The 19,782-nt window shown below is 44.6% G+C and carries 20 protein-coding genes and 1 tRNA gene; 11 read left to right on the forward strand and 10 right to left on the reverse strand.

Annotated elements, in window-relative coordinates:
* Positions 1-496: 496 nt before the first annotated feature.
* Positions 497-1,297, reverse strand: coding sequence for a hypothetical protein (locus DWX84_RS21830; RefSeq protein ID WP_227154496.1), 801 nt, complete (start codon positions 1,295-1,297; stop codon positions 497-499).
* 121 nt (positions 1,298-1,418) lie between these two features.
* A complete protein-coding gene (locus DWX84_RS08570) occupies positions 1,419-2,186 on the reverse strand; it encodes a porin family protein (protein WP_048927021.1) in 768 nt (255 codons plus the stop codon).
* A 157-nt stretch (positions 2,187-2,343) separates the two neighbouring features.
* Here DWX84_RS08570 and DWX84_RS08575 point away from each other — a divergent pair, with 157 nt between their 5' ends.
* The 6 genes from DWX84_RS08575 (at position 2,344) to DWX84_RS08600 (ending at position 7,856) form a co-directional block, all read left to right on the forward strand.
* Entirely contained in the window at positions 2,344-2,637 is a 294-nt protein-coding gene (locus tag DWX84_RS08575; RefSeq protein ID WP_048927214.1) for a nucleotidyltransferase family protein, read from the forward strand.
* A complete protein-coding gene (locus DWX84_RS08580) occupies positions 2,621-2,998 on the forward strand; it encodes a DUF86 domain-containing protein (protein WP_048927020.1) in 378 nt (125 codons plus the stop codon). Before DWX84_RS08575 ends, DWX84_RS08580 begins: the two co-directional genes overlap by 17 nt.
* A gap of 67 nt (positions 2,999-3,065) precedes the next feature.
* The gene (locus DWX84_RS08585; RefSeq protein ID WP_048927019.1) at positions 3,066-5,801 is read left to right on the forward strand and encodes a DNA gyrase/topoisomerase IV subunit A; all 2,736 of its coding nucleotides are present in this window, start codon (positions 3,066-3,068) and stop codon (positions 5,799-5,801) included.
* Positions 5,802-5,804: 3 nt separating this feature from the next.
* On the forward strand, positions 5,805-6,674 hold the full coding sequence (locus DWX84_RS08590) for a DUF3316 domain-containing protein (RefSeq protein ID WP_022192372.1): 870 nt from the start codon (positions 5,805-5,807) through the stop codon (positions 6,672-6,674).
* A gap of 11 nt (positions 6,675-6,685) precedes the next feature.
* Positions 6,686-7,702: a S41 family peptidase gene (locus DWX84_RS08595; RefSeq protein WP_048927018.1), complete on the forward strand. Its 1,017-nt coding sequence runs from the start codon at positions 6,686-6,688 to the stop codon at positions 7,700-7,702.
* A 72-nt stretch (positions 7,703-7,774) separates the two neighbouring features.
* A tRNA-Leu gene (locus DWX84_RS08600) sits at positions 7,775-7,856 on the forward strand.
* Between the two features lie 328 nt (positions 7,857-8,184).
* On the opposite strand, the gene dprA is transcribed toward DWX84_RS08600, so the two are convergent.
* The 3 genes from dprA to DWX84_RS08615 are packed head-to-tail and all read right to left on the reverse strand — an operon-like array spanning position 8,185 to position 10,976.
* The gene (gene dprA / locus DWX84_RS08605) at positions 8,185-9,303 is read right to left on the reverse strand and encodes a DNA-processing protein DprA (protein ID WP_048927017.1); all 1,119 of its coding nucleotides are present in this window, start codon (positions 9,301-9,303) and stop codon (positions 8,185-8,187) included.
* Positions 9,304-9,717, reverse strand: coding sequence for a thioesterase family protein (locus DWX84_RS08610; RefSeq protein ID WP_048927016.1), 414 nt, complete (start codon positions 9,715-9,717; stop codon positions 9,304-9,306).
* Positions 9,717-10,976, reverse strand: coding sequence for a peptidase U32 family protein (locus DWX84_RS08615; protein WP_172618166.1), 1,260 nt, complete (start codon positions 10,974-10,976; stop codon positions 9,717-9,719). Before DWX84_RS08615 ends, DWX84_RS08610 begins: the two co-directional genes overlap by 1 nt.
* Before the next feature lie 355 nt (positions 10,977-11,331).
* Between DWX84_RS08615 and DWX84_RS08620 the strand changes: the two genes are divergently transcribed.
* Together DWX84_RS08620 and DWX84_RS08625 are read left to right on the forward strand one after the other, a co-directional pair.
* Entirely contained in the window at positions 11,332-12,567 is a 1,236-nt protein-coding gene (locus tag DWX84_RS08620; RefSeq protein ID WP_002561011.1) for a site-specific integrase, read from the forward strand.
* A 12-nt stretch (positions 12,568-12,579) separates the two neighbouring features.
* Positions 12,580-12,942, forward strand: coding sequence for a hypothetical protein (locus tag DWX84_RS08625; protein ID WP_002561010.1), 363 nt, complete (start codon positions 12,580-12,582; stop codon positions 12,940-12,942).
* Between the two features lie 102 nt (positions 12,943-13,044).
* On the opposite strand, the gene DWX84_RS08630 is transcribed toward DWX84_RS08625, so the two are convergent.
* From DWX84_RS08630 to DWX84_RS08650, 5 genes are all read right to left on the reverse strand, one after another.
* Entirely contained in the window at positions 13,045-15,168 is a 2,124-nt protein-coding gene (locus tag DWX84_RS08630; RefSeq protein ID WP_004355287.1) for a DEAD/DEAH box helicase, read from the reverse strand.
* Entirely contained in the window at positions 15,152-16,093 is a 942-nt protein-coding gene (locus DWX84_RS08635) for a DUF1837 domain-containing protein (protein WP_002561007.1), read from the reverse strand. Before DWX84_RS08635 ends, DWX84_RS08630 begins: the two co-directional genes overlap by 17 nt.
* A gap of 52 nt (positions 16,094-16,145) precedes the next feature.
* Positions 16,146-16,349 carry a helix-turn-helix transcriptional regulator gene (locus tag DWX84_RS08640; RefSeq protein ID WP_002561006.1) on the reverse strand — a complete coding sequence of 68 codons (204 nt, stop codon included), beginning with the start codon at positions 16,347-16,349 and terminating at the stop codon, positions 16,146-16,148.
* A 190-nt stretch (positions 16,350-16,539) separates the two neighbouring features.
* On the reverse strand, positions 16,540-16,845 hold the full coding sequence (locus tag DWX84_RS08645) for a helix-turn-helix domain-containing protein (RefSeq protein WP_002561005.1): 306 nt from the start codon (positions 16,843-16,845) through the stop codon (positions 16,540-16,542).
* Positions 16,846-16,876: 31 nt separating this feature from the next.
* Positions 16,877-17,176, reverse strand: coding sequence for a helix-turn-helix domain-containing protein (locus DWX84_RS08650; RefSeq protein ID WP_019131010.1), 300 nt, complete (start codon positions 17,174-17,176; stop codon positions 16,877-16,879).
* 280 nt (positions 17,177-17,456) lie between these two features.
* Between DWX84_RS08650 and DWX84_RS08660 the strand changes: the two genes are divergently transcribed.
* From DWX84_RS08660 to DWX84_RS08670, 3 genes are read left to right on the forward strand one after another with little or no spacing between them, the layout of a single operon-like run.
* On the forward strand, positions 17,457-17,813 hold the full coding sequence (locus tag DWX84_RS08660; protein ID WP_002561004.1) for a helix-turn-helix domain-containing protein: 357 nt from the start codon (positions 17,457-17,459) through the stop codon (positions 17,811-17,813).
* A 3-nt stretch (positions 17,814-17,816) separates the two neighbouring features.
* Positions 17,817-18,167: a helix-turn-helix domain-containing protein gene (locus DWX84_RS08665; RefSeq protein WP_004291454.1), complete on the forward strand. Its 351-nt coding sequence runs from the start codon at positions 17,817-17,819 to the stop codon at positions 18,165-18,167.
* Positions 18,168-18,187: 20 nt separating this feature from the next.
* On the forward strand, positions 18,188-19,756 hold the full coding sequence (locus DWX84_RS08670; RefSeq protein ID WP_002561002.1) for a DUF3945 domain-containing protein: 1,569 nt from the start codon (positions 18,188-18,190) through the stop codon (positions 19,754-19,756).
* Positions 19,757-19,782: the final 26 nt, after the last annotated feature.

The following is a 19,782-nucleotide window of genomic DNA, read 5'->3' on the forward strand; positions in this document are numbered from 1 at the left end:
TTCCATCACCTAACACAACGCTCCTCCACACTCACCATATAGCATTATCCGATCTCCTTTCAACACGGATAAAATATTAACATCTAGCCATTTGTAGTTTTTTAACCTAAAAAACAAAAGTTTTCCCATATGAAAACAAAAGTTTAATAAGCGGAAAACTTTTGTTTCTCTATAGGGAAACTAAAGTTTCCTCAGTATGAAACTTTTGTTACCTCTAAGAGAAACCCACTTTTGCTTTTAATCCCTACGCTACGCTCTGCATTTTTTGTTATATTTATGGCAAATATAGAAAACCATAAGAACTAAAAGAATTTTCAAATTACCGGAGGAAAAGTACAAGGAGTGAGAACAACTACGGAAGGGGTCTTATTGTATAAGGGTATTTCATGAAGACCGGAAATCCGAACGAACAAGGATTGGACGAATAGGCACCCTATACGAAGGAAAAAACATTCGTGATGACATTCTATATCGAATAAAGTCATCACGAACGCCTTCAAATATACTCATAGGACTCCGAGAAACTCGACTGGGAGCTAGAAGAAGCCAATTCTTCAGAGACTAATTGAAGCAGATTGCCATTCTGATCATAGGACTTCGTGATCCGACGAAGCTCTATGGATTCTTTTTCTGTCGGAAGGTCGGCATAAACCATGATCTCCATGTTCAATCCGTTCTCATTGCGATACTCGCTATATCGGAGAACCTCGGACGTTTCGGGATCACGAATCGTTTCTTTTGTCAACAACCCTGCCTCATCGTACTCATAGTCCGTATAAGTAAGCTTCCGACCGAGTTCGTCGTACTCAACTTTCCGTTCCAGAAGATTATTCTTATAAGAAAAGACTGTCACCTTGCTCTTGCCAATAACCGGATATTCAGTAATCTCCTTTATTTTCCGGCCTTGTTCATCATACTTATAATGAAGCGTAGACAAATTATGATACGTCTGATCTAGGTTTCTGTTGAAGTAAACTTCTTTAGACAAAAAACCCCACTCGTCATAAACATATTCAACGTAGCCAATCAAGTATCCTTCTCCATCCTCCGTATTCAATGGATGTAATACCTTGGAGATACGTCCCGACTCATCGTACACATATTCCTTCGCTAGACTCAGAGGAGAGGAAATACCCGCACCGTACCAAACTCGTGCCAATTTAGCTCCCTCCGGATAAACAACACTAGGACAAATCACCGGCTTAGCCTCATCTTGAAATGAGTCCTCGCTACACCCCAGAGTGCCCAGCAAGACAAAAAGCAGGATGATCCCACCTATCGGATTGATGATTCTCATAATATCTTATTTATTTAAGTTTCTATAAGTTATAGATGATCAAACAATCTCAAAAGCTGCGTATCTATTAAAAAAAGACACCGAATATTCGTCAGATTCGTATCCTATGAGTGATTTGCCGTTAAAGCTTGAACTTATACCCAACCGTCAGACTCATCGTATTGTAATTGGCACCGACACTTCTTACCTCATACAGAGAGAAATTATCGCCATCGATCTTATAGTTACCGCCCTCATCACCTAGAGAGAGATCATACCCCAGATTCATCACCCAGTTATTCACCTCTATACCAAAAGAAGTTGTCAATCCCCAATCAAAAGAATTCACGTCTCGAAATGGATGATCGGCGCTTTCAGCCTCATCATATCCCGAATGGCCATAACCATAACTATACCCTAGGCCAGTAGATTTGACATATTTACCAAGCGCCTGCGGCTCCTTCGAATACCCCATCGTAAACGAAGATCCCCAATTCGTATCATTCTTGACAGATACACCGGCATACATACCGACCGCAAAATGCATACGTACCTCTTTCGACACTTTCCATGAGAAATCAGCCATCACGGGCAATTGCAAAAAATGTTGCGTGATACCACCGGTCATCATCTCTTTCAAGACATACGTAGCAGACTCCGTCGTTCTCGGATAATCTCCCAACGAATACCCTCTATTCGCATAATATAAACCGGATTTCAATCCAATCCATCCCGGTTCAAACTGGTAAGATACACCAACGCCTACCTTAACCCCCGCACGCCAGCTAGATCCCATTCCAACACGATTAACCGCAGCAAATCCACCCTCCGGAGTAATCCCCCAGCGTGATTGAGCGCTCACCACCAAGCCGCTCAAAGCGCATAACACAAATAAAATCAGCTTCTTCATATCATTATTCTTTTATATGTAAATATCAATTGTTATTGATAAGACAAAAGATTCTGAAAAACCCCTACTCCAACACCTAATTTTATAGTTACCTTATACCTAAAATAGCATATATCAATTTTTTTACTATATTTGTTACTCAATAAATTACATGGTCATGAAAACATTAAATGAAATCATAAGTATTCTCAAAGAATACAAAAAGACTATGTCTTCCCAATATGGTATAAAGCGATTGGGAGTATTTGGTTCCGTTGCCAGAGGAGAACAAACAGAATCAAGCGATTTGGATATCTGTGTCGAGATAGAAACTCCTAATTTCTATATTCTATGTGATATTCAAGAAGATTTGGAAAAATTGACCGGATATAAAATCGATCTACTACGTTTAAGACAAAACTTGAATGAATTGTTAATGAATAATATACGACGCGATGGAATATTTGCTTAACCAAGAAATACTGCAAATCCTTCATAGAGTTCAATCTACAATTGAAACGGTCTTACGCAGAAATAAACCGATCTTTTCCGTAAATGACTATCTGCTGAGTGAGTCCGGCATGGAAAAGCTAGATGCCGCTTGTATGTTAATACAGACCATCGGTGAAAACCTAAAATCCATTGATAATAAGACCCATGGAACACTATTTTCTAAATACCCACAAATACCTTGGCGAAATATTTTTAGAATGCGCGATTATATCTCTCATCATTATGATGGTGTCGATGCCGAAATCGTTTTTGATGTCATTAAAGATAAACTACCCCCATTATTAGTTACAGTCAGCCAAATTATCAAAGAAATAGAATAGAATTTGCTATATTTACACCCTGTTAGCAATTTGGCGTAATAGCGTTGTGTAGAAAGAACTGGATTTTATGAGACCGGAAGATAAAGAAGACGATTATATCGAGGATAAGGAAAACGAGGAAATTGAGGATATAAATAGTGATACCCAAGATAACGAGACTACGGAGGAAGAGGCGAATACCCATTCCGACTATAAAGTCCCGGGGAAAGGGGATACACGTGTCACGACCTATCATTTGTCTGGGATGTACCAAAACTGGTTCCTAGACTACGCTTCTTATGTGATCTTGGAACGGGCCGTTCCGCATATCAACGATGGACTGAAACCCGTACAACGACGTATCCTGCACTCCATGAGGAGGTTGGATGACGGGCGGTATAACAAGGTCGCGAATATCGTAGGTCATACGATGCAGTTCCACCCTCACGGAGACGCCTCTATCGGAGATGCCTTGGTGCAATTGGGACAAAAAGATCTGTTGATCGATTGCCAAGGAAACTGGGGTAATATCCTGACGGGAGACGGAGCCGCCGCTCCTCGTTATATAGAGGCTCGCCTTTCCAAGTTTGCCTTGGAGACCGTATTCAATCCCAAGACAACCCTTTGGCAGCTTTCTTACGACGGACGTAATAAGGAACCGGTTACCTTACCGGTAAAATTCCCTTTATTGCTGGCACAGGGCGTGGAAGGTATCGCCGTAGGCCTGTCTTCCAAGATACTCCCTCATAATTTCAATGAGTTATTAGATGCTTCCATCGCCTATCTACGGGGAGAGGAATTCGCGTTATACCCGGATTTCCAGACAGGAGGCTCTATCGACATAGCCAAATATAATGATGGAGAACGGGGTGGATCGGTGAAAGTCCGTGCAAAAATCGGCAAGCTCGATAATAAGACATTGGTGATCTCGGAGATCCCGTATGGAAAAACAACCTCTACCGTGATCGAGTCCATCCTAAAAGCGAACGATAAAGGAAAGATCAAGATCAAGAAGGTAGACGATAATACCGCCAAGGATGTAGAGATCTTGGTGCATCTCGCTCCGGGGGTCTCTTCAGACAAGACCATCGATGCTTTATACGCCTTTACGGATTGTGAGATCAGTATCTCCCCGAACTGTTGCGTGATCAAGGAGGACAAGCCGCATTTCCTTACGGTCAGCGATGTGCTTCGCCACTCTACGGATCGTACGCTGGAGCTTTTACGGGAAGAGCTCAAGATCCAGAAACAAGAGCAAGAGGAGGCCCTGTTCTTCGCCTCCCTTGAAAAGATATTTATCGAGGAGCGCATCTATAAAGATCCGGAGTTCGAGAACGCCAAGAACATGGACGAGGCGATATCCCATATCGACCTTCGTTTAGAGCCGTTCAAGCCCCGATTTATCCGTAAGGTTACCCGGGACGATATCCTGAAGCTCATGGAGATCAAAATGGGACGTATCCTAAAGTTCAACTCCGACAAGAGTAACGAGTTCATCGCCCAGACCTTGGAACAAATCGCCAAGATCAACGATAAGCTGGAACATATCGTCGACTATACCATCGATTGGTTTACCATGCTGAAAGAGAAATACGGCAAGGCTTACCCTCGCCATACCGTGATACGCAATTTCGACACGATCGAGGCGACCAAGGTCGTAGAGGCGAACGAGAAATTGTATATCAACCGTCAAGAAGGTTTCATCGGCATGGGACTGAAAAAGGACGAGTTCATATGTAACTGCTCGGATATAGACGATGTCATCATCTTCTATCGCAACGGTACTTATAAGATCGTCAAGGTAGCGGATAAGATCTTTATCGGTAAGGATATTCTATATGTCAACGTATTTAAGCGTAACGACAACCGGACGATTTACAACGTCATATACCGGGACGGTAAATTCGGATATAATTACATCAAACGCTTCGCCGTCACAGGCGCTACACGCGATCGGGAATACGACCTGACCAAAGGTACGGAAAACTCCCGTGTCCTTTACTTCAGCGCAAACCCGAACGGAGAGGCGGAGACCGTCAAGGTAATCCTGAAACCCAAACCCCGGCAGAAACTACTCGTCTTCGAAAAGAACTTCAGCGAGATAGCCATTAAGGGACGGGGTTCTCAAGGTAATATCCTGACGAAAGCGGAAGTGCACAAGATCAGCCTCAAGCAGAAAGGCTCTTCCACCTTGGGAGGCCGGGAAGTATGGTTCGACTGGGACGTACTCCGGTTAAATTACGATGGGCGGGGAGAAGAGCTAGGCGAGTTCCATAGCAACGATCAGATATTGGTGATCCTGCCGAACGGCGATTTCTACGTCACGAATTTTGACCTTAGCAATCACTACGAGTCCAATATCATGGTCATCGAGAAATACCAGCCGAGCAAGATATGGACTGCCGTATTATACGATGCGGATCAGAAATATTATTATATCAAACGATTCCTGCTGGAGGTAAACACCCGGAAGCAGAATTTCCTAGGAGAGAATCCGAAGAACCGCTTGATGTTGCTTACGGATGAGGTCTATCCTCGTATCGAGGTGATCTTCGGAGGCCATGACGCCTTCCGGGAGGCTCTCGTCCTCGATGCCGACGAATTTATCGCGGTGAAAGGCTTCAAAGCCAAAGGTAAACGAATCTCTACATTTGAGGTCGAGACAATCAATGAGCTGGAACCGAATCGCTTCGTCCCTTCCGAAAACGCATCGGAATCAGACGATACCGAAGGCAATGAGGAGGGAAACGACACTGACGACGGGCAGAGTACCACGGATATTATCGATGAAATTACGGGACAGATGAAATTGTTTGACGAATAACCTATGAAAGCTATCACCTGTTTGATTGGTTTGTTCCTGCTGTTTCTCGCGTCACCGGCCAAGGCCCAGTCCGATGGAGACGAGATCCCTTGGTCTATCAACAGCGGAACCATGGTCGGTATAGGAAGCTACAACCTAATGGACACCTATTTATCTCCCAGCATGGAAGATAAGAAATATACAGGCCCCGGATTACGGGTAATGAATGAACGGATGAAGAGGGTCCGGCTGGCAAACTATCGGGTATCCAGACAGCAAATCATAAGCGTCGATCTGGCTACCACGGATAATGCCGCCTCTACCGCTACGGATTTCGCGGGCTTTATCGATTATACGTTGGGTTACCATTATCATTTGCCCACGCTATTGCCGGATCTAAAGCTTCTGGCGGGTGGTGCCGTGCATGGCATGGGTGGTTTTATATACAATACCCGTAACGGAAATAACCCGGCCTCGGCGAAAGCGGATATCGATTTGAACATCTCTGCCATGGCGATCTATAAGTTACGCGTCAAGGAATATCCCATGACGCTACGCTACCAGTTCACGATCCCCTTCGCCGGTGTTTTATTCTCCCCCCATTACGGGCAATCGTATTACGAGATCTTCAACCTAGGGAATGCCTCGGGAGTGGTGCAATTCAATTCCTTCCATAATAAATTCGCCATGAAGAACTTTTTCACGGTAGATTTCCCGGTTTGTAATTTTACGATACGGGCAGGTTACCTAAACAGCTCTTACCGTACAGATGTCAATGGGATACAGTCTCATATAATCTCTCACTCTTTTATGATCGGCCTCGTGAAAGAATTTATCTCTTTCGGAGGAAAACGCCTAAAGAATACCCAGCGGTTCAGAAGCGCTTATTATTAAAAGGAAATCAAATGAAACGATACCTTATATATATATGTATATCTCTCGGATTCCTGTTTACCGGATGTGAGAAATCGGACGAATACGTGGCCTCCCCACAGGAGAACTTTGAGGCGCTTTGGAAAATATTGGATGAGAATTACTGCTTCTTCGAATACAAGGACATTGATTGGAACGAGGTTCACGACCGTTATAAGACGCAGATAAGCGATACGATGAACCAATACGTCCTATTTGACGTATTAGGCGATATGCTAAACGAGCTGAAAGACGGGCATACCAATTTGATATCCACCTTCAATATGTCCCGCTATTGGGATTGGTATCTCGATTATCCGGATAATTTCGACTCGGACATACAAGAGAATTATCTCGGAAGGAACTACTCGATCGCCGGAGGACTTAAATACACGACATTGAGTGACGGGCAGATCGGGTATATTTACTACGGTAGCTTTTCCAGTTCGGCCGGCGAAAGCGGTTTGGATCACATATTCTATCAATTCAAGGATTGCAAAGGTTTGATCTTCGATATCCGGGATAATGGCGGTGGCATGTTATCAAACGCCGATCGCATCGCTTCCCGTTTCTTGGAGGAAAAGATACTGACCGGCTATATCCAACATAAGACGGGTAAAGGGCACGATGACTTTTCCGAACCTTATCCCCTTTATCTCTCACCTTCCGAGCGTATCCGCTGGTTACGCCCTGTTGTGGTCTTAACGAATCGTCATTGCTACAGCGCCGCCAACGATTTCGTGCAGAAAGTACGCATGATACCTTATGTAACGACGATGGGAGATCGCACCGGAGGCGGTAGTGGCTTCCCCTTTAACTCCGAGTTGCCCAACGGCTGGGGTGTCCGTTTCTCCGCGTCTCCCATGCTAGATGTAAACAAACAGCATACGGAATTCGGTATCGATCCTACATATAAGGTTTCTATGACCCAAGAAGATATCGAGAAAGGTAAAGATACGATTATCGAGGCGGCGATCACCCACCTCTTGTCCGAGACCGAGAAGAAATAAGGTTTCGCTAAAAAAACAACGCAAATATTTGCAAGTTTATAAAAAAGCATTACCTTTGCACACGATTCCAATGCGGCTGTGGTGTAATTGGTAGCCACGTCAGACTTAGGATCTGATGCTTCACGGCGTGGGGGTTCGAGTCCCTTCAGCCGCACAAATCCAGAAATCCTTGTAAGTTCGCTTACAAGGATTTTTTAGTATGGATAAACCTCCTCCATATATACAAGCACTGTGAAGATCAAGGATTACAAACAACATCCAAACTGTTAATTTTAGAAGATTTTATGCCTATTCTGTATAGTTTCAAATTCAAAAACATTTTTTATACCGGGCAGACATGTTGTTTAACACAAGTTATACTCAAAACCCTTGACAAAGGGGCTTTACAAGCTTATCTTTGCATTGTGGTTTTTTCATAATAGTATTAGATTTAAGGTTAACAAAGTTTGGTTAGGGCTTGTCGTGAGACAGGCTTTAATTATTTATAGGGGTTTCATTCGTTTATAGATGCTTCCCGGCATCGATTTTATCTTTCCATCCAATTCCAACTCAAAGAGCAGAGAAGATAATTGATGTACCGGAAGATTCAAGGCTACGGACAATTCATTGATATGAGATTCCTTTCGCATTTCCAAGAACGACAAGATCCGTTCACTCTCCTCGTTCTCAGGAAATAATAATTGGGTTTGGACCGGTAACGCGTCTGTCTTTTGAGCGACATCCCAACGCATCGCCATGATTAAATCGTCAGCGCAAGTGATCAAGCCTCCTTTATTCTGCCGGATTAAGCCATTACATCCTTTAGAGTTGATATCCGTTACCCGGCCCGGAAAGGCATAGACATCCCGGCCATACGAGAAAGCGATATCCGCCGTGATCAAAGAGCCTCCTTTCTCCGCCGATTCAATAACGATCGTGGCATCCGCCAGACCGGCTACGATCCGGTTTCGCCGGATAAAGTTCTGCCGATCCGGATTCGTCCCGCTAGGGAAGTCGGTCAATAAACCTCCCCGCTCCAACATCTCGACCGCCGTAGAGCGATGCACGGGAGGATAGATACGATCCAAACCATGCGCCAATACGCCCACCGTGGGCAATTGGTTCTTCAACGCATTCCGATGGGCGCAAATATCGATGCCATACGCAAGTCCGCTAACGACCAATAGATTCGGGAAAATCACGGACAAATCCCGCAATAAACGCTCGGTCACTTCCTGTCCATAAGCGGAGGCCCTACGAGTACCCACAACGCTGATGATATGGGCGGCGTTTAAATCCGCGTTCCCCTTGAAATAAAATAAAACCGGAGCGTCCGGGCATTCCCGCAGACGTTCCGGATAATTCATATCTTTCAAGAAATAGATAGAGATACCATTCTTTTGGGCAAAAGCCAATTCTTTCTCTGCCCGTAAGAGCACATCCGCCCGCTTAATCTCGGCGATAATCGAATCGCCGATACCCGGTATCTTCTCTAGCGACTGGCGCTTTTCCGTAAACACGGCCTCCGCATCCCCCAACGCTTCCAGAAGATGGCGGGCTAGGATATCTCCCACCCCATTAATCATAGTAAGGCCAATTTGGTAAATCTGTTTGTCTGTCATTTATGCTTGTTTTGATTCTATTCGCTTTAGCATCTCATCGAAATATTCTCCTCTGGTTAATTTTCCATTCTCTACGACAACGGATTCCACGACTCCTTTAGTAGCCAGCGCCCCATCGGATTCCCGGTAAATATCTTGCTCGAACACCAGTTTCACCCCTTTCTTATATACATTCAGGCAAGAAGTATACCGATCGCCGCTCCGCAAGGAGTTCTTGAACTGGATATCCACACGGGCCACAAAAGCATCGATGCCCTTCTCATGCATGGCGCCGAAGTTCTCACCCAACAACTCCAGAAACTCATGCCGGGTATGCTCCATATAATGCTGGTAATTGGAGTTATTCACCACGCCTTGCAAATCGCACTCGTAATCGCGAACCTTGTCTGTCAGTTTAAAAATATATTCCTTCATTATCGTAGTTCTTTTTCGATTTGTACTTTCTCCATTTTATAAAGACGATCGGACGGGCGGATCTTCTCGGACATCTTTATCGAGAAGCGTTCCCCTTTCACGGTCTCCTCCACTGGTTTCAGGTCTACCCGGATCTCATCGACGGTCTGCATAACGGCTCCGGTCGTGGGACCTGTTACCAAGATCTCATCGCCTACTCTCAAGGAACCGGACTCCATCTCAAACTCGGCGACACCGATTCCGCTGAAGTATTTGATACCCCGTGCCACGTACACTTTCTTACGGGTAGCACCGGAGCCATATTTACTGCTCCATTCACCCAATCGTTGTCCCAGATAGTAGCCATCCCAGAAACCACGATTAAAGACCCTGCGCAGACGCTCGTCCCAAACCGCTACCTTCTCCTCATCGAAGGTACCTTCGCAATAGGCCTTGACCGCCTCTTTATAACATTCGGTCACGAGACGCACATACTCCGGCCCGCGGGCACGCCCCTCCAGCTTGAACACACGTACGCCGGCATCCATCATCTTATTCATGAAATGAATCGTCTTCAAGTCTTTCGGCGACATGATATACTGATTCTCCACATCCAGCTCGATCTGGCTATCCTTGTCATGCACCGTATAGGCACGACGACAAATTTGCATGCAAGCCCCCCGATTGGCGGAAGCGTTCATCTCATGCAAACTCAAATAGCATTTACCGGACACGGCCATGCACAAAGCCCCGTGAGCGAACATCTCTATGCGGATCAATTCCCCTTTCGGGCCTTTGATCTGCTGCTTCACGATCTCCTGATAAATCTCATGCACCTGCTTTAAGTTCAACTCGCGAGCCAATACGACCACATCGGCGAAGCGGGCGTAAAACTTCAACGCCTCCACGTTCGAGATATTCAACTGCGTGGATAAGTGCACCTCTTGCCCGATGCTATTCGCGTAACTCATAGCGGCCACATCGGCGGCGATAATGGCGGAGACACCCGCATCCTTAGCGGCGTCTATGATCTCCCTCATCAACGGAAGATCCTCACCATAAATAACCGTATTAACCGTGAGATAACTCTTGATACCATGTTCCCCGCAAATAGCGACGATCTTACGCAAATCCTCCGTCGTGAAATTATTCGACGAGCGAGAACGCATATTCAATCCCTCGATACCGAAATAAATGGAGTCGGCCCCTCCTTGTATAGCAGCCATCAACGATTCATAGGAACCGACAGGCGCCATTATTTCAAAATCCTTCTCTTTCAAGGTTATATATTTTAATATTACGGTAGCAAAGTTACTACAAAAAAGTGAAATGCGGAAAGATATAGTGATAGAATTGAGTTACAAGGGTTTTAGTTAAAGTGGCGATAATTCGTGAAGCCATTACAATCCTTGCCGAAGCCAAATCTTGACGCCGCAACGTTACTTGTTCGTAACCATGTCCGAAAATGCGACAAACGGGTACGAATGGCGAAACAAGACACTATGTTATAGTGAGTTACCCACAACTCACGTAACAAATACGGTTACGGAAAAAAGATTGCGCCGTTCCTCCCCGTTTTGCGTACCGACACCGGACTCTTCACCAACTAATTTTGAAATCCAAAAATTAAGAACGATGAAGAGTACATTTTCAGTAATCTACTACCTCAAGCGTCAGGTAGTGAAAAAGGACGGGACGGTTCCCGTCATGGGACGCATCACGGTGGACGGCAGCCAGACGCAGTTCAGTTGCAAGTTGAGTGTCGATCCGAAGCTGTGGGACACCAAAGGGGGACGTGTCACGGGCAGAAGCGCGGCGGCACTCGAAACGAACCGTATGCTTGACAAGATGCGGGTGCGCATCAACAGACACTATCAGGAAATCATGGAGCGTGACAACTTCGTCACGGCGGAGAAGGTAAAGAACGCCTTTCTCGGACTGGAACACCGCTACCACACGCTGATGCAGGTGTTCCGTCGGCACAACGAGAACTATGAGAAACAGGTGGAAGCAGGCATGAAAGCAAAAGGTACACTGGAAAAGTACCGTGTCGTTTACAAGCACCTGCAAGAGTTCCTCGACATCCGCTACCATGTGAAGGACATCGCCCTAAAAGAGCTTACTCCCGCTTTCATCTCCGACTTCGAGATGTTCCTGCGCACGGACAAGCACTGCTGCACCAATACCGTGTGGCTGTACGTCTGCCCGCTACGGACAATGGTGTTCATAGCCATCAACAACGAGTGGCTGACACGCGACCCGTTCCGCGAGTATGAAATCAAGAAGGAGGAAACGACACGCAGTTTCCTGACCAAAGACGAAATACGCCTGCTGATGGAGGGGAAACTGAAAAACGCCAAACAGGAACTGTACCGCGACCTCTACCTGTTCTGTGCGTTCACCGGATTGTCGTTCGCGGATATGCGCAACCTCACGGAAGAGAATATCCGTACCTATTTCGACGAACACGAGTGGATAAACATCAACCGCAAGAAAACGGGCGTGGTGTCCAACATCCGCCTGCTTGACATCGCCAACCGCATAATCGGCAAATACCGTGGGCTATGCGAGAACGGCAGGATATTCCCCGTTCCGCATTATAACACGTGCCTTGCCGGTATCCGTGCCGTCGCCAAGCGTTGCGGCATCACCAAGCATATCACGTGGCATCAAAGCCGCCACACGGCAGCCACGACAGTTTTCCTTTCCAACGGCGTACCCATCGAAACGGTCAGCTCCATGCTTGGACACAAGAGCATAAAGACGACGCAGATTTACGCGAAGATAACCAAAGAAAAACTCAATCAGGATATGGAAAACCTTGCCGCAAGGTTAAACAACGTCGAGGAATTTGCAGGTTGCACCATCTAAAAAAGAGGAGCCATGAAACGTGACATAATCATCATAGAGGACAAGGCGGTCAGCGTAACCGGTAACGATGTGTGGATGACCGCCACCGAAATAGCCGGACTGTTCCATACGACCGTCCCGGCAGTGAACGCCGTCATCAAAGCCGTCCGCAAGTCTGACGTGCTGAACGACTACAAGGTGTGCCGCTACATGCAGCTTGAAAACGGGCTGTACGCGGACGTGTACGCGCCTGAAATCATTATTCTGATTGCTTTTCGGCTGAACACCTACAACACCTACCTGTTCCGCATGTGGCTGGTAGGAAAGGTTCTCTCACAAGAGAAGCGGCAAACATACGTGATGTTTATACAGAACGGAAAAACTGCGTACTGTTGAAGATATCAAATGAAAATTATACGAAAGAATTTCTATATGGATCCTTATCTAAATAGCCATATCATATCTCAAAAAATATAGAGGTAATAATATGGCTATTATTTAATTCTTTTGATTTGTCGTTATGCAACGAATTCCGTTCATAAAATGTTTTAATATATATTTGTCAAATGAATGGAGATTAGGTATTTTTTGTTCAAGGTATTCAATTCCTATCGTGTTAAATTCCTGTATAACGATTGTAATCTCTTTAGAATCGTCTTCAAGATTTATAAGACCTGCATTTTGTATCTTTTTACTAATCATCCTCGGTAATCCGTATTCTTCAAGTTGAAATACAATTTTAGGTAAAAAGGCATTTGATGCTTTATATACAAAATTGGCGATATTTGAGGAATTAGGATAAAGTTCTTGACGTATAATATTAATTACCGCAATAATAGATGAGAGATTAAAGGATACATATCTTTCAAATGTAAATATATCCTCATATGTAATACCATAATCTTTTACTGTGTTATATAGCTCTTTTATAGTCATTTTCCATCCATTACTACATGCACATGCATAATACCGTAAATGTCCTTTTCGATGATATTCCAAAATTTCTATGATATCTCCTAAAGCATCCCTCCATTCCCATGTATTATTGTTTTGTAAAGCATCGCAATTTGTTGGCCAATTGGAATCAGTTTTCAATTTTTCCGCAATTATCTTTAACATTGATGGTTTACAACTTCTGATTTGTGGTATTCTTTCAATTCTATGCCAAATATCCGTTCCAAGAAGTTCTATCATTTCATCTTGATATCGTTGAATTTTTACATATTGTTCATTATTCAATTTTATACCGGGGTCATTTCCATCAAGTTTTTTTACTACATCATCAGGAAACTCTAATCTCAATTTAGTATTTTCTTGACTTGGTGGCTCTTCAAGCATATAGACACGACCTACAAAATAACGAAACATTCTGCCTGCGCGTCCAATGATGTTGCGAAAGGTAAAATAATCAATCTTATGAGCCCCGTTCTTATTTGACCATAAAACGACACTCTCTGCTTGAGTATTTACTCCTTCAATTATAGACGAGGTCGATACCAAATAATCTAACCCATTCTGTTCTTCAAATAGTTTTATTTGAATTTGACTAAGAGAACGATGTAGCTGACCATTATGAATACCAATACCATGTTTGACTAAATCTTTAAGAATATACTTTTCTCCATAATTGCATTCCAGCCAATCAGAAAAATTAGCAAGCAGTTCAGAGTCTTTATTATATAAATTTCTGTTAAGAATTGTTGTTACTTCTTCAATTCCCTTATATGTGCCGGTATATATCAAAGCTTTACCTATACCTGTATTTATTAATTCAATAAGTTTACGTGTCTTAAAACTCTGTTTATCTTCATTCTTTGGTCTGCTTTTATATAACCGCCATGCATGCGTTACAACGGTCTTAAAATCCATACGCAGAAATGTCATCCCTTCAGTGAATACATTTTCTTCTATTTCATGGATATTTGGGGCAAGATAATATCTTTGTTTAGCTTTCTTTCCGAGTTCTACCATTGAACTGAGTAAAGTGGAGCTTCTTTCAAGATCAAAATTTGTACTTGCCTTATAAAACTCATCAACGATTAGAATATCAATTGAAGGAAGTTTATCTATATAGGCAAAAGCTCTTTCTTGCGGAAATACCAATATGTTTTTCTCCGCAAGTTCTACATCTGTTGTTGTAATTATTTTATATTGATGAGAGAATTTTCGGCAAATTCGTCTTCTTGTTTCATCTGCAAGAGCAACCGTAGGTACTAATATTACAACATTAATTGGTTGTTTAATCGCAATAAATGCATCAATAACAAAACTTTTACCAAAACTTGTAGGAGCACTCACCGCAACGCTTTTCCCTTCTAATAACTTCTTTAATACCTGTGATTGAGCAGTATGTAAGACACAAGGTTTTCTTTCTCCAATATTAACTTTAAAAACTTCACATACAAACCGATCTTCCCAAGATGCAGTATATGTATCAATATACGGTAAAAGCCCCACTTCACGAATAAGATGGTTGACTAATTCCATATATGAATTATTGTTAGTACCATTAATCTCATGAAGTAATGTAATTACTTTGGATCTTGCATTACTTATATCACCAGCATTTAGAACATTACTTATATCTAAACATGTATTATATATATCATTCGTCTGCATCATTTTTGAGATTTTTTGCTTGTGAAATAAACCAGTTTACTATTTTTGTTTTATCAGGAACAGGAAAAAGAATCAAATGAAAGTTTATTTCCGAATACTTATGAACAGAACTAAGCTTGTTGATCTGCTTCTTAAAAAACGAATGAGCACGATCTCTATGAAAAGAAATAATACTATTTTTATACTCATCACTCATTTCAGTAGTACTTGCTGTTATCTGGCATTCATGTAATAAAAGAATAGGTATATGTAGTTTGGGTTTTATTTCGTCAATGGAAGTATTCTCATCGAAACATTCTTTTATCTTTTTAAGTAATGTTTGGTTTTCAATTTGTTTATCAAGTTCATTGAGATTGGTCATTATTCCGCATTCCTTTTTCATAATAGGTTTGCGCAACATTTGTTCAACAGAATTTATTGGTTCGTATAATCGCGCATCCTCAAGAGAATTATAAAATTTAGCTTCTCCTAACCAAAGTTGAAAGCCTCCATTTGGGTCAATTACAATGTGTACAGAATCAGAGCCCTTTGCATTATCATTATCATTCTGTTTATAAAAAATTTTAGGTATTGCAGATAAGGCTTTATAATGGTTCTTCATTATGCCATATAGAATAATTTCCGCTATTTCACTTCCCTTTCCATTCTGCTCTTTGTCAACAAGTCGTAAATGTTTGGCAGCCTCAATAAGCCTACCGTAATCATTATCTATTAATTTCTCTCGTTCTTGTGCAGACAAAGCTGTTTCTGCAATATTACTGAAAACAAATTCTTTGAATTGACGATATCTCCAACTGCCATCTTCAAAGCCATTAGCAACTGATAATAACCTGTCATTATGATCTGGATTTATTTCTTGCTTTTTTGTATTAAAATTAACAAAACAATCATCAACTAATATATCAAAATTCCAAATTTTATTGCTCATACACTTTATTTACATGCTTAAAAATGGTGAAACATCTATATTCCTTTAGATACTATTTTTTTGTATGACAAATAAGTTCATGAACATCAACATCAAGCAAATTTGCAATACGAACAAATGTGTACAAATCAGGTTGAGAATGATTATTACACCATTTAGATACTGTTGCAGGATCTTTCTGTAATTGTTTTGCCAACCATTTGCTCATAACTCCTTTTTCTGATAGTACATTTTTAATGTTGTTTAAAATTGCCATTACAATTAATTTTTAGATTGCGTTAAATGCAAAGTTACAACTTTTTATTAACTATATGAATTTCTAACGATAGAAATTGGTTGGATCAATCAAAAAACTGGTTTTAAGGTCATTAAAACACCCAAGTATATAAAAAGTAAACGGGCAGCACCACAAAATGTCGCCCGTTTCCTTTTTCATGTTGGCCGCCTCACTCCAGCGGCTTGCGGTAGTTCGCTTCCAGCACCTCGCGCAGCCCCGTTTCCGGGTAAAGCACCTTCCCTCCCAAAAGTATGAAGGACAACACGCGGTTGTTGCGGTATTCCTGCAAGGTGCGTCGGCTGACACGGAGCAGTTCCGCCACCTCACCGTCAGTCAGGTAACGTTCCCCGTCCAGCGGAGGGCGGTAACTTTCCAGAAATACAGACAGCCATTTCGAGCCTTTGCGCATATCCTGCATCACAGAGGCTATCGGCTCGTCTTCCATCGTAAAAACATCGTTGGTCTCGTTCATCATAACTTCGGATTCAGTGGGTGAATAAATCAAATCATCTGCCGTGCGAATAGAGCGTGCCGATAAGCGGTATCAACCTCTTAACCTCCTCCGGCTTGTAATAGAACCTGCGGTTTATCTGCGAGTAGCCGATAAGCCGCCTGTCGCGCAGCGTCTGCAACGTGCGCGGGCTTATTCTCAACTGCCCGCAGACCTCCTCGCCCGTGAGCCATCTTTCCATGCGCCCCGTGTCGCTTTTGCGCCTTAGGGCGGCGACCTTCTCCGAGAGTGCGCCGAATGCCGCCACCATCATCTCGAAAGTCTTTTTCTCGATAGATACTATTTCCATATTCATGCAATTATCGGTTTGCCCGCAAAGGTAACGATGCAGCCCTTAACACGTACCGTTTTCCGCTGAAAGGCTGCCTGTTGCACCGTTTGACCGGGTTACGGAGCCATCTTCCGTAAAAATCTTACGTGAGTCACGTAGTGAGTTGTTAAAGCCCCTTTTGTTTATTGCCGAATTTTGTCGCAGAAACATAGAGCAAGCCGAGTGTAGAGCGTCAAACTTGCTTGAACGGTATGCCGAGGCGCAGCCTATGTTCATGAAAATAAACAAAAATAAAGGACTGAATATGAAAGTGATAACGATGGAAAGTTCTGCCTTCCGGTCATTGACGGAACAGATAGCGGAGATTGCGGCACACGTCCGTGCCGCCTCCGGCGACAAGAAAGCGGCATCGCCCGACAGGTTGCTCACCACACGCGAGGCGGCGCACCTGCTTAACGTGAGTACCCGCACCCTCCAGCGTATGCGCAGCGAGCAACGCATCGGTTATGTCGTGCTTCGCGGTAAATGCCGCTACCGGCAGTCGGAAATAGACCGCCTGCTTGAAGCGTGTGCCGTCAACGAGGACGCGGCGACACCGCAGGAATTGAAACGCAACCACACGCTGCGCACTGGCGGCAAACCAAAAGGAAGGAGGACATAGGTCATGGAACTGCTCACACGAAACAACTTCGAGGGCTGGATGCAGAAGCTGATGGAACGGCTCGACCGTCAGGACGAACTGCTGCTGGCGATGAAGGCTGAGGGGAAACAGCCTACTATCACGGAAAGCATCCGCCTTTTCGACAATCAGGATTTGTGCATGCTGCTCCAGATAAGCAAGCGCACACTGCAACGCTACCGCAGTGTCGGCGCATTGCCCTACAAGACACTGGGCAAGAAAACCTATTACAGCGAGGAGGATGTGCTGACATTCCTTTCCAACCATATCAAGGACTTCAAAAAAGAAGATATAGCCTTCTACAAGGCTCGTATCCATAATTTCTTTCATAAATAACCCATTAAAACATTTTTCAAATGGCAAAGAAAAAAGACGAAAAGGACGTGCTGGTAGTCCGTGACGAGAAGACGGGCGAGATCAGCGTGGTAGCCGGGCTGAATGCAGACGACACACCCAAGCGTACCCCTGCGAAAGCTGAGAACGCGCAGAGTTTCCTGCAATTCGACCGACACGGCGACGTGCTGGACAACTTCTTCAAGAACTTCTTCCGGCAGTGCAAGGAACCCAGCCGCTTCGGTTTCTACCGCATCGCGGCAGACCAAGTGGATTCCATGCTTGGCGTGATGAAAGACCTGCTTCAGCATCCGTACCAGAACAAACAAATCCTTGCACCGCACAAAATCGACACCTTCCCTTATCAACAGCAGGTGCAGGAAGAGATGGCGGCACAAAAGACAGAGAAACAAGAACCTCAAAAACAGGAAAACATGGAACAACAGAAAGAACAGCAGGAAAGCCCGCAACAGACGCAGGGCAGACAGGGCTACCAACCCATCAACGAGAGCAAAATCAACTGGCAGGAGCTGGAGGACAGATGGGGCGTGAAGCGTGACGACCTTGAAAAGTCCGGAGACCTTACGAAGATGCTCCACTACGGCAAGTCCGACTTGGTAAAGGTCAAGCCCACCTTCGGCGGCGAATCATTCGAGCTGGACGCCCGCCTCTCCTTCAAGAAGGACGGCGAGGGAAATGTCAGCCTCGTGCCGCACTTCATCCGCAAGGAGCAGAAGTTAGATGAGTACAAGGAACACAAATTCTCCGACGATGACCGGAAGAACCTGCGCGAAACGGGCAACCTCGGCAGGGTCGTGGACATTGTGGACAGGGAAACGGGCGAAATCATCCCCTCCTACATCAGCATCGACCGCAAGACGAATGAAATCACGGACATTCCGGCAAACAAGGTGCGCATCCCGGAGCGCATCGGCAAGACGGAAATCACCAAACAGGAGCAGGACATGCTCCGCGCCGGACTGCCCGTGCGCGACAAGCTCATCGAGCGCAACGACGGCAGGAAGTTCGTCACCACCCTTCAAGTGAACGTGGAGCAGCGCGGCGTGGAGTTCGTGCCGGGAACCGGAAGGTCGCCCCGTACCGCACAGACGCAGGAAGCCAAAGGTGACACCTCGAAAAGTCAGGCGCAAGGCGGGGAAAATGCCGCACAGACCAAGAAGGAGCAACGCCGCAACACGTGGATGAACGAGGACGGCAGCATCCGCCCCATCAGCAAATGGAGCGGCGTGAACTTCACCGACAAGCAGAAAGCCGACTACGTGGCGGGTAAAGCCGTGAAACTGGAGAACGTGACCGACAAGCAGGGCTTCCATGCCACGATGTATATCAAGTTCAACCCGGAGAAGGGCCGCCCGTACCGCTACGAAACGAACCCCGACAACGCCCAGCAGGTCGCCCCGTCCAACGAGAGCCGCACACAGGTGGCGGTGAACAACGAGGGCAAAACCAACGAGGCGACAAAGAACCTGAAAGAGCCTTTGCAGAAAGGTCAGACCGCCCCAAAGGACGACCGCCAGCAACAGCAGCAGGAGAAGCCGAAAAAGAAGAACAACAAAGGCATGAAAATGTAATCCCGTGTCCGCCACTGAATCCAAAA

Source organism: Parabacteroides sp. AF21-43 (genome assembly GCF_003635435.1).
GTDB lineage: Bacteria > Bacteroidota > Bacteroidia > Bacteroidales > Tannerellaceae > Parabacteroides > Parabacteroides distasonis.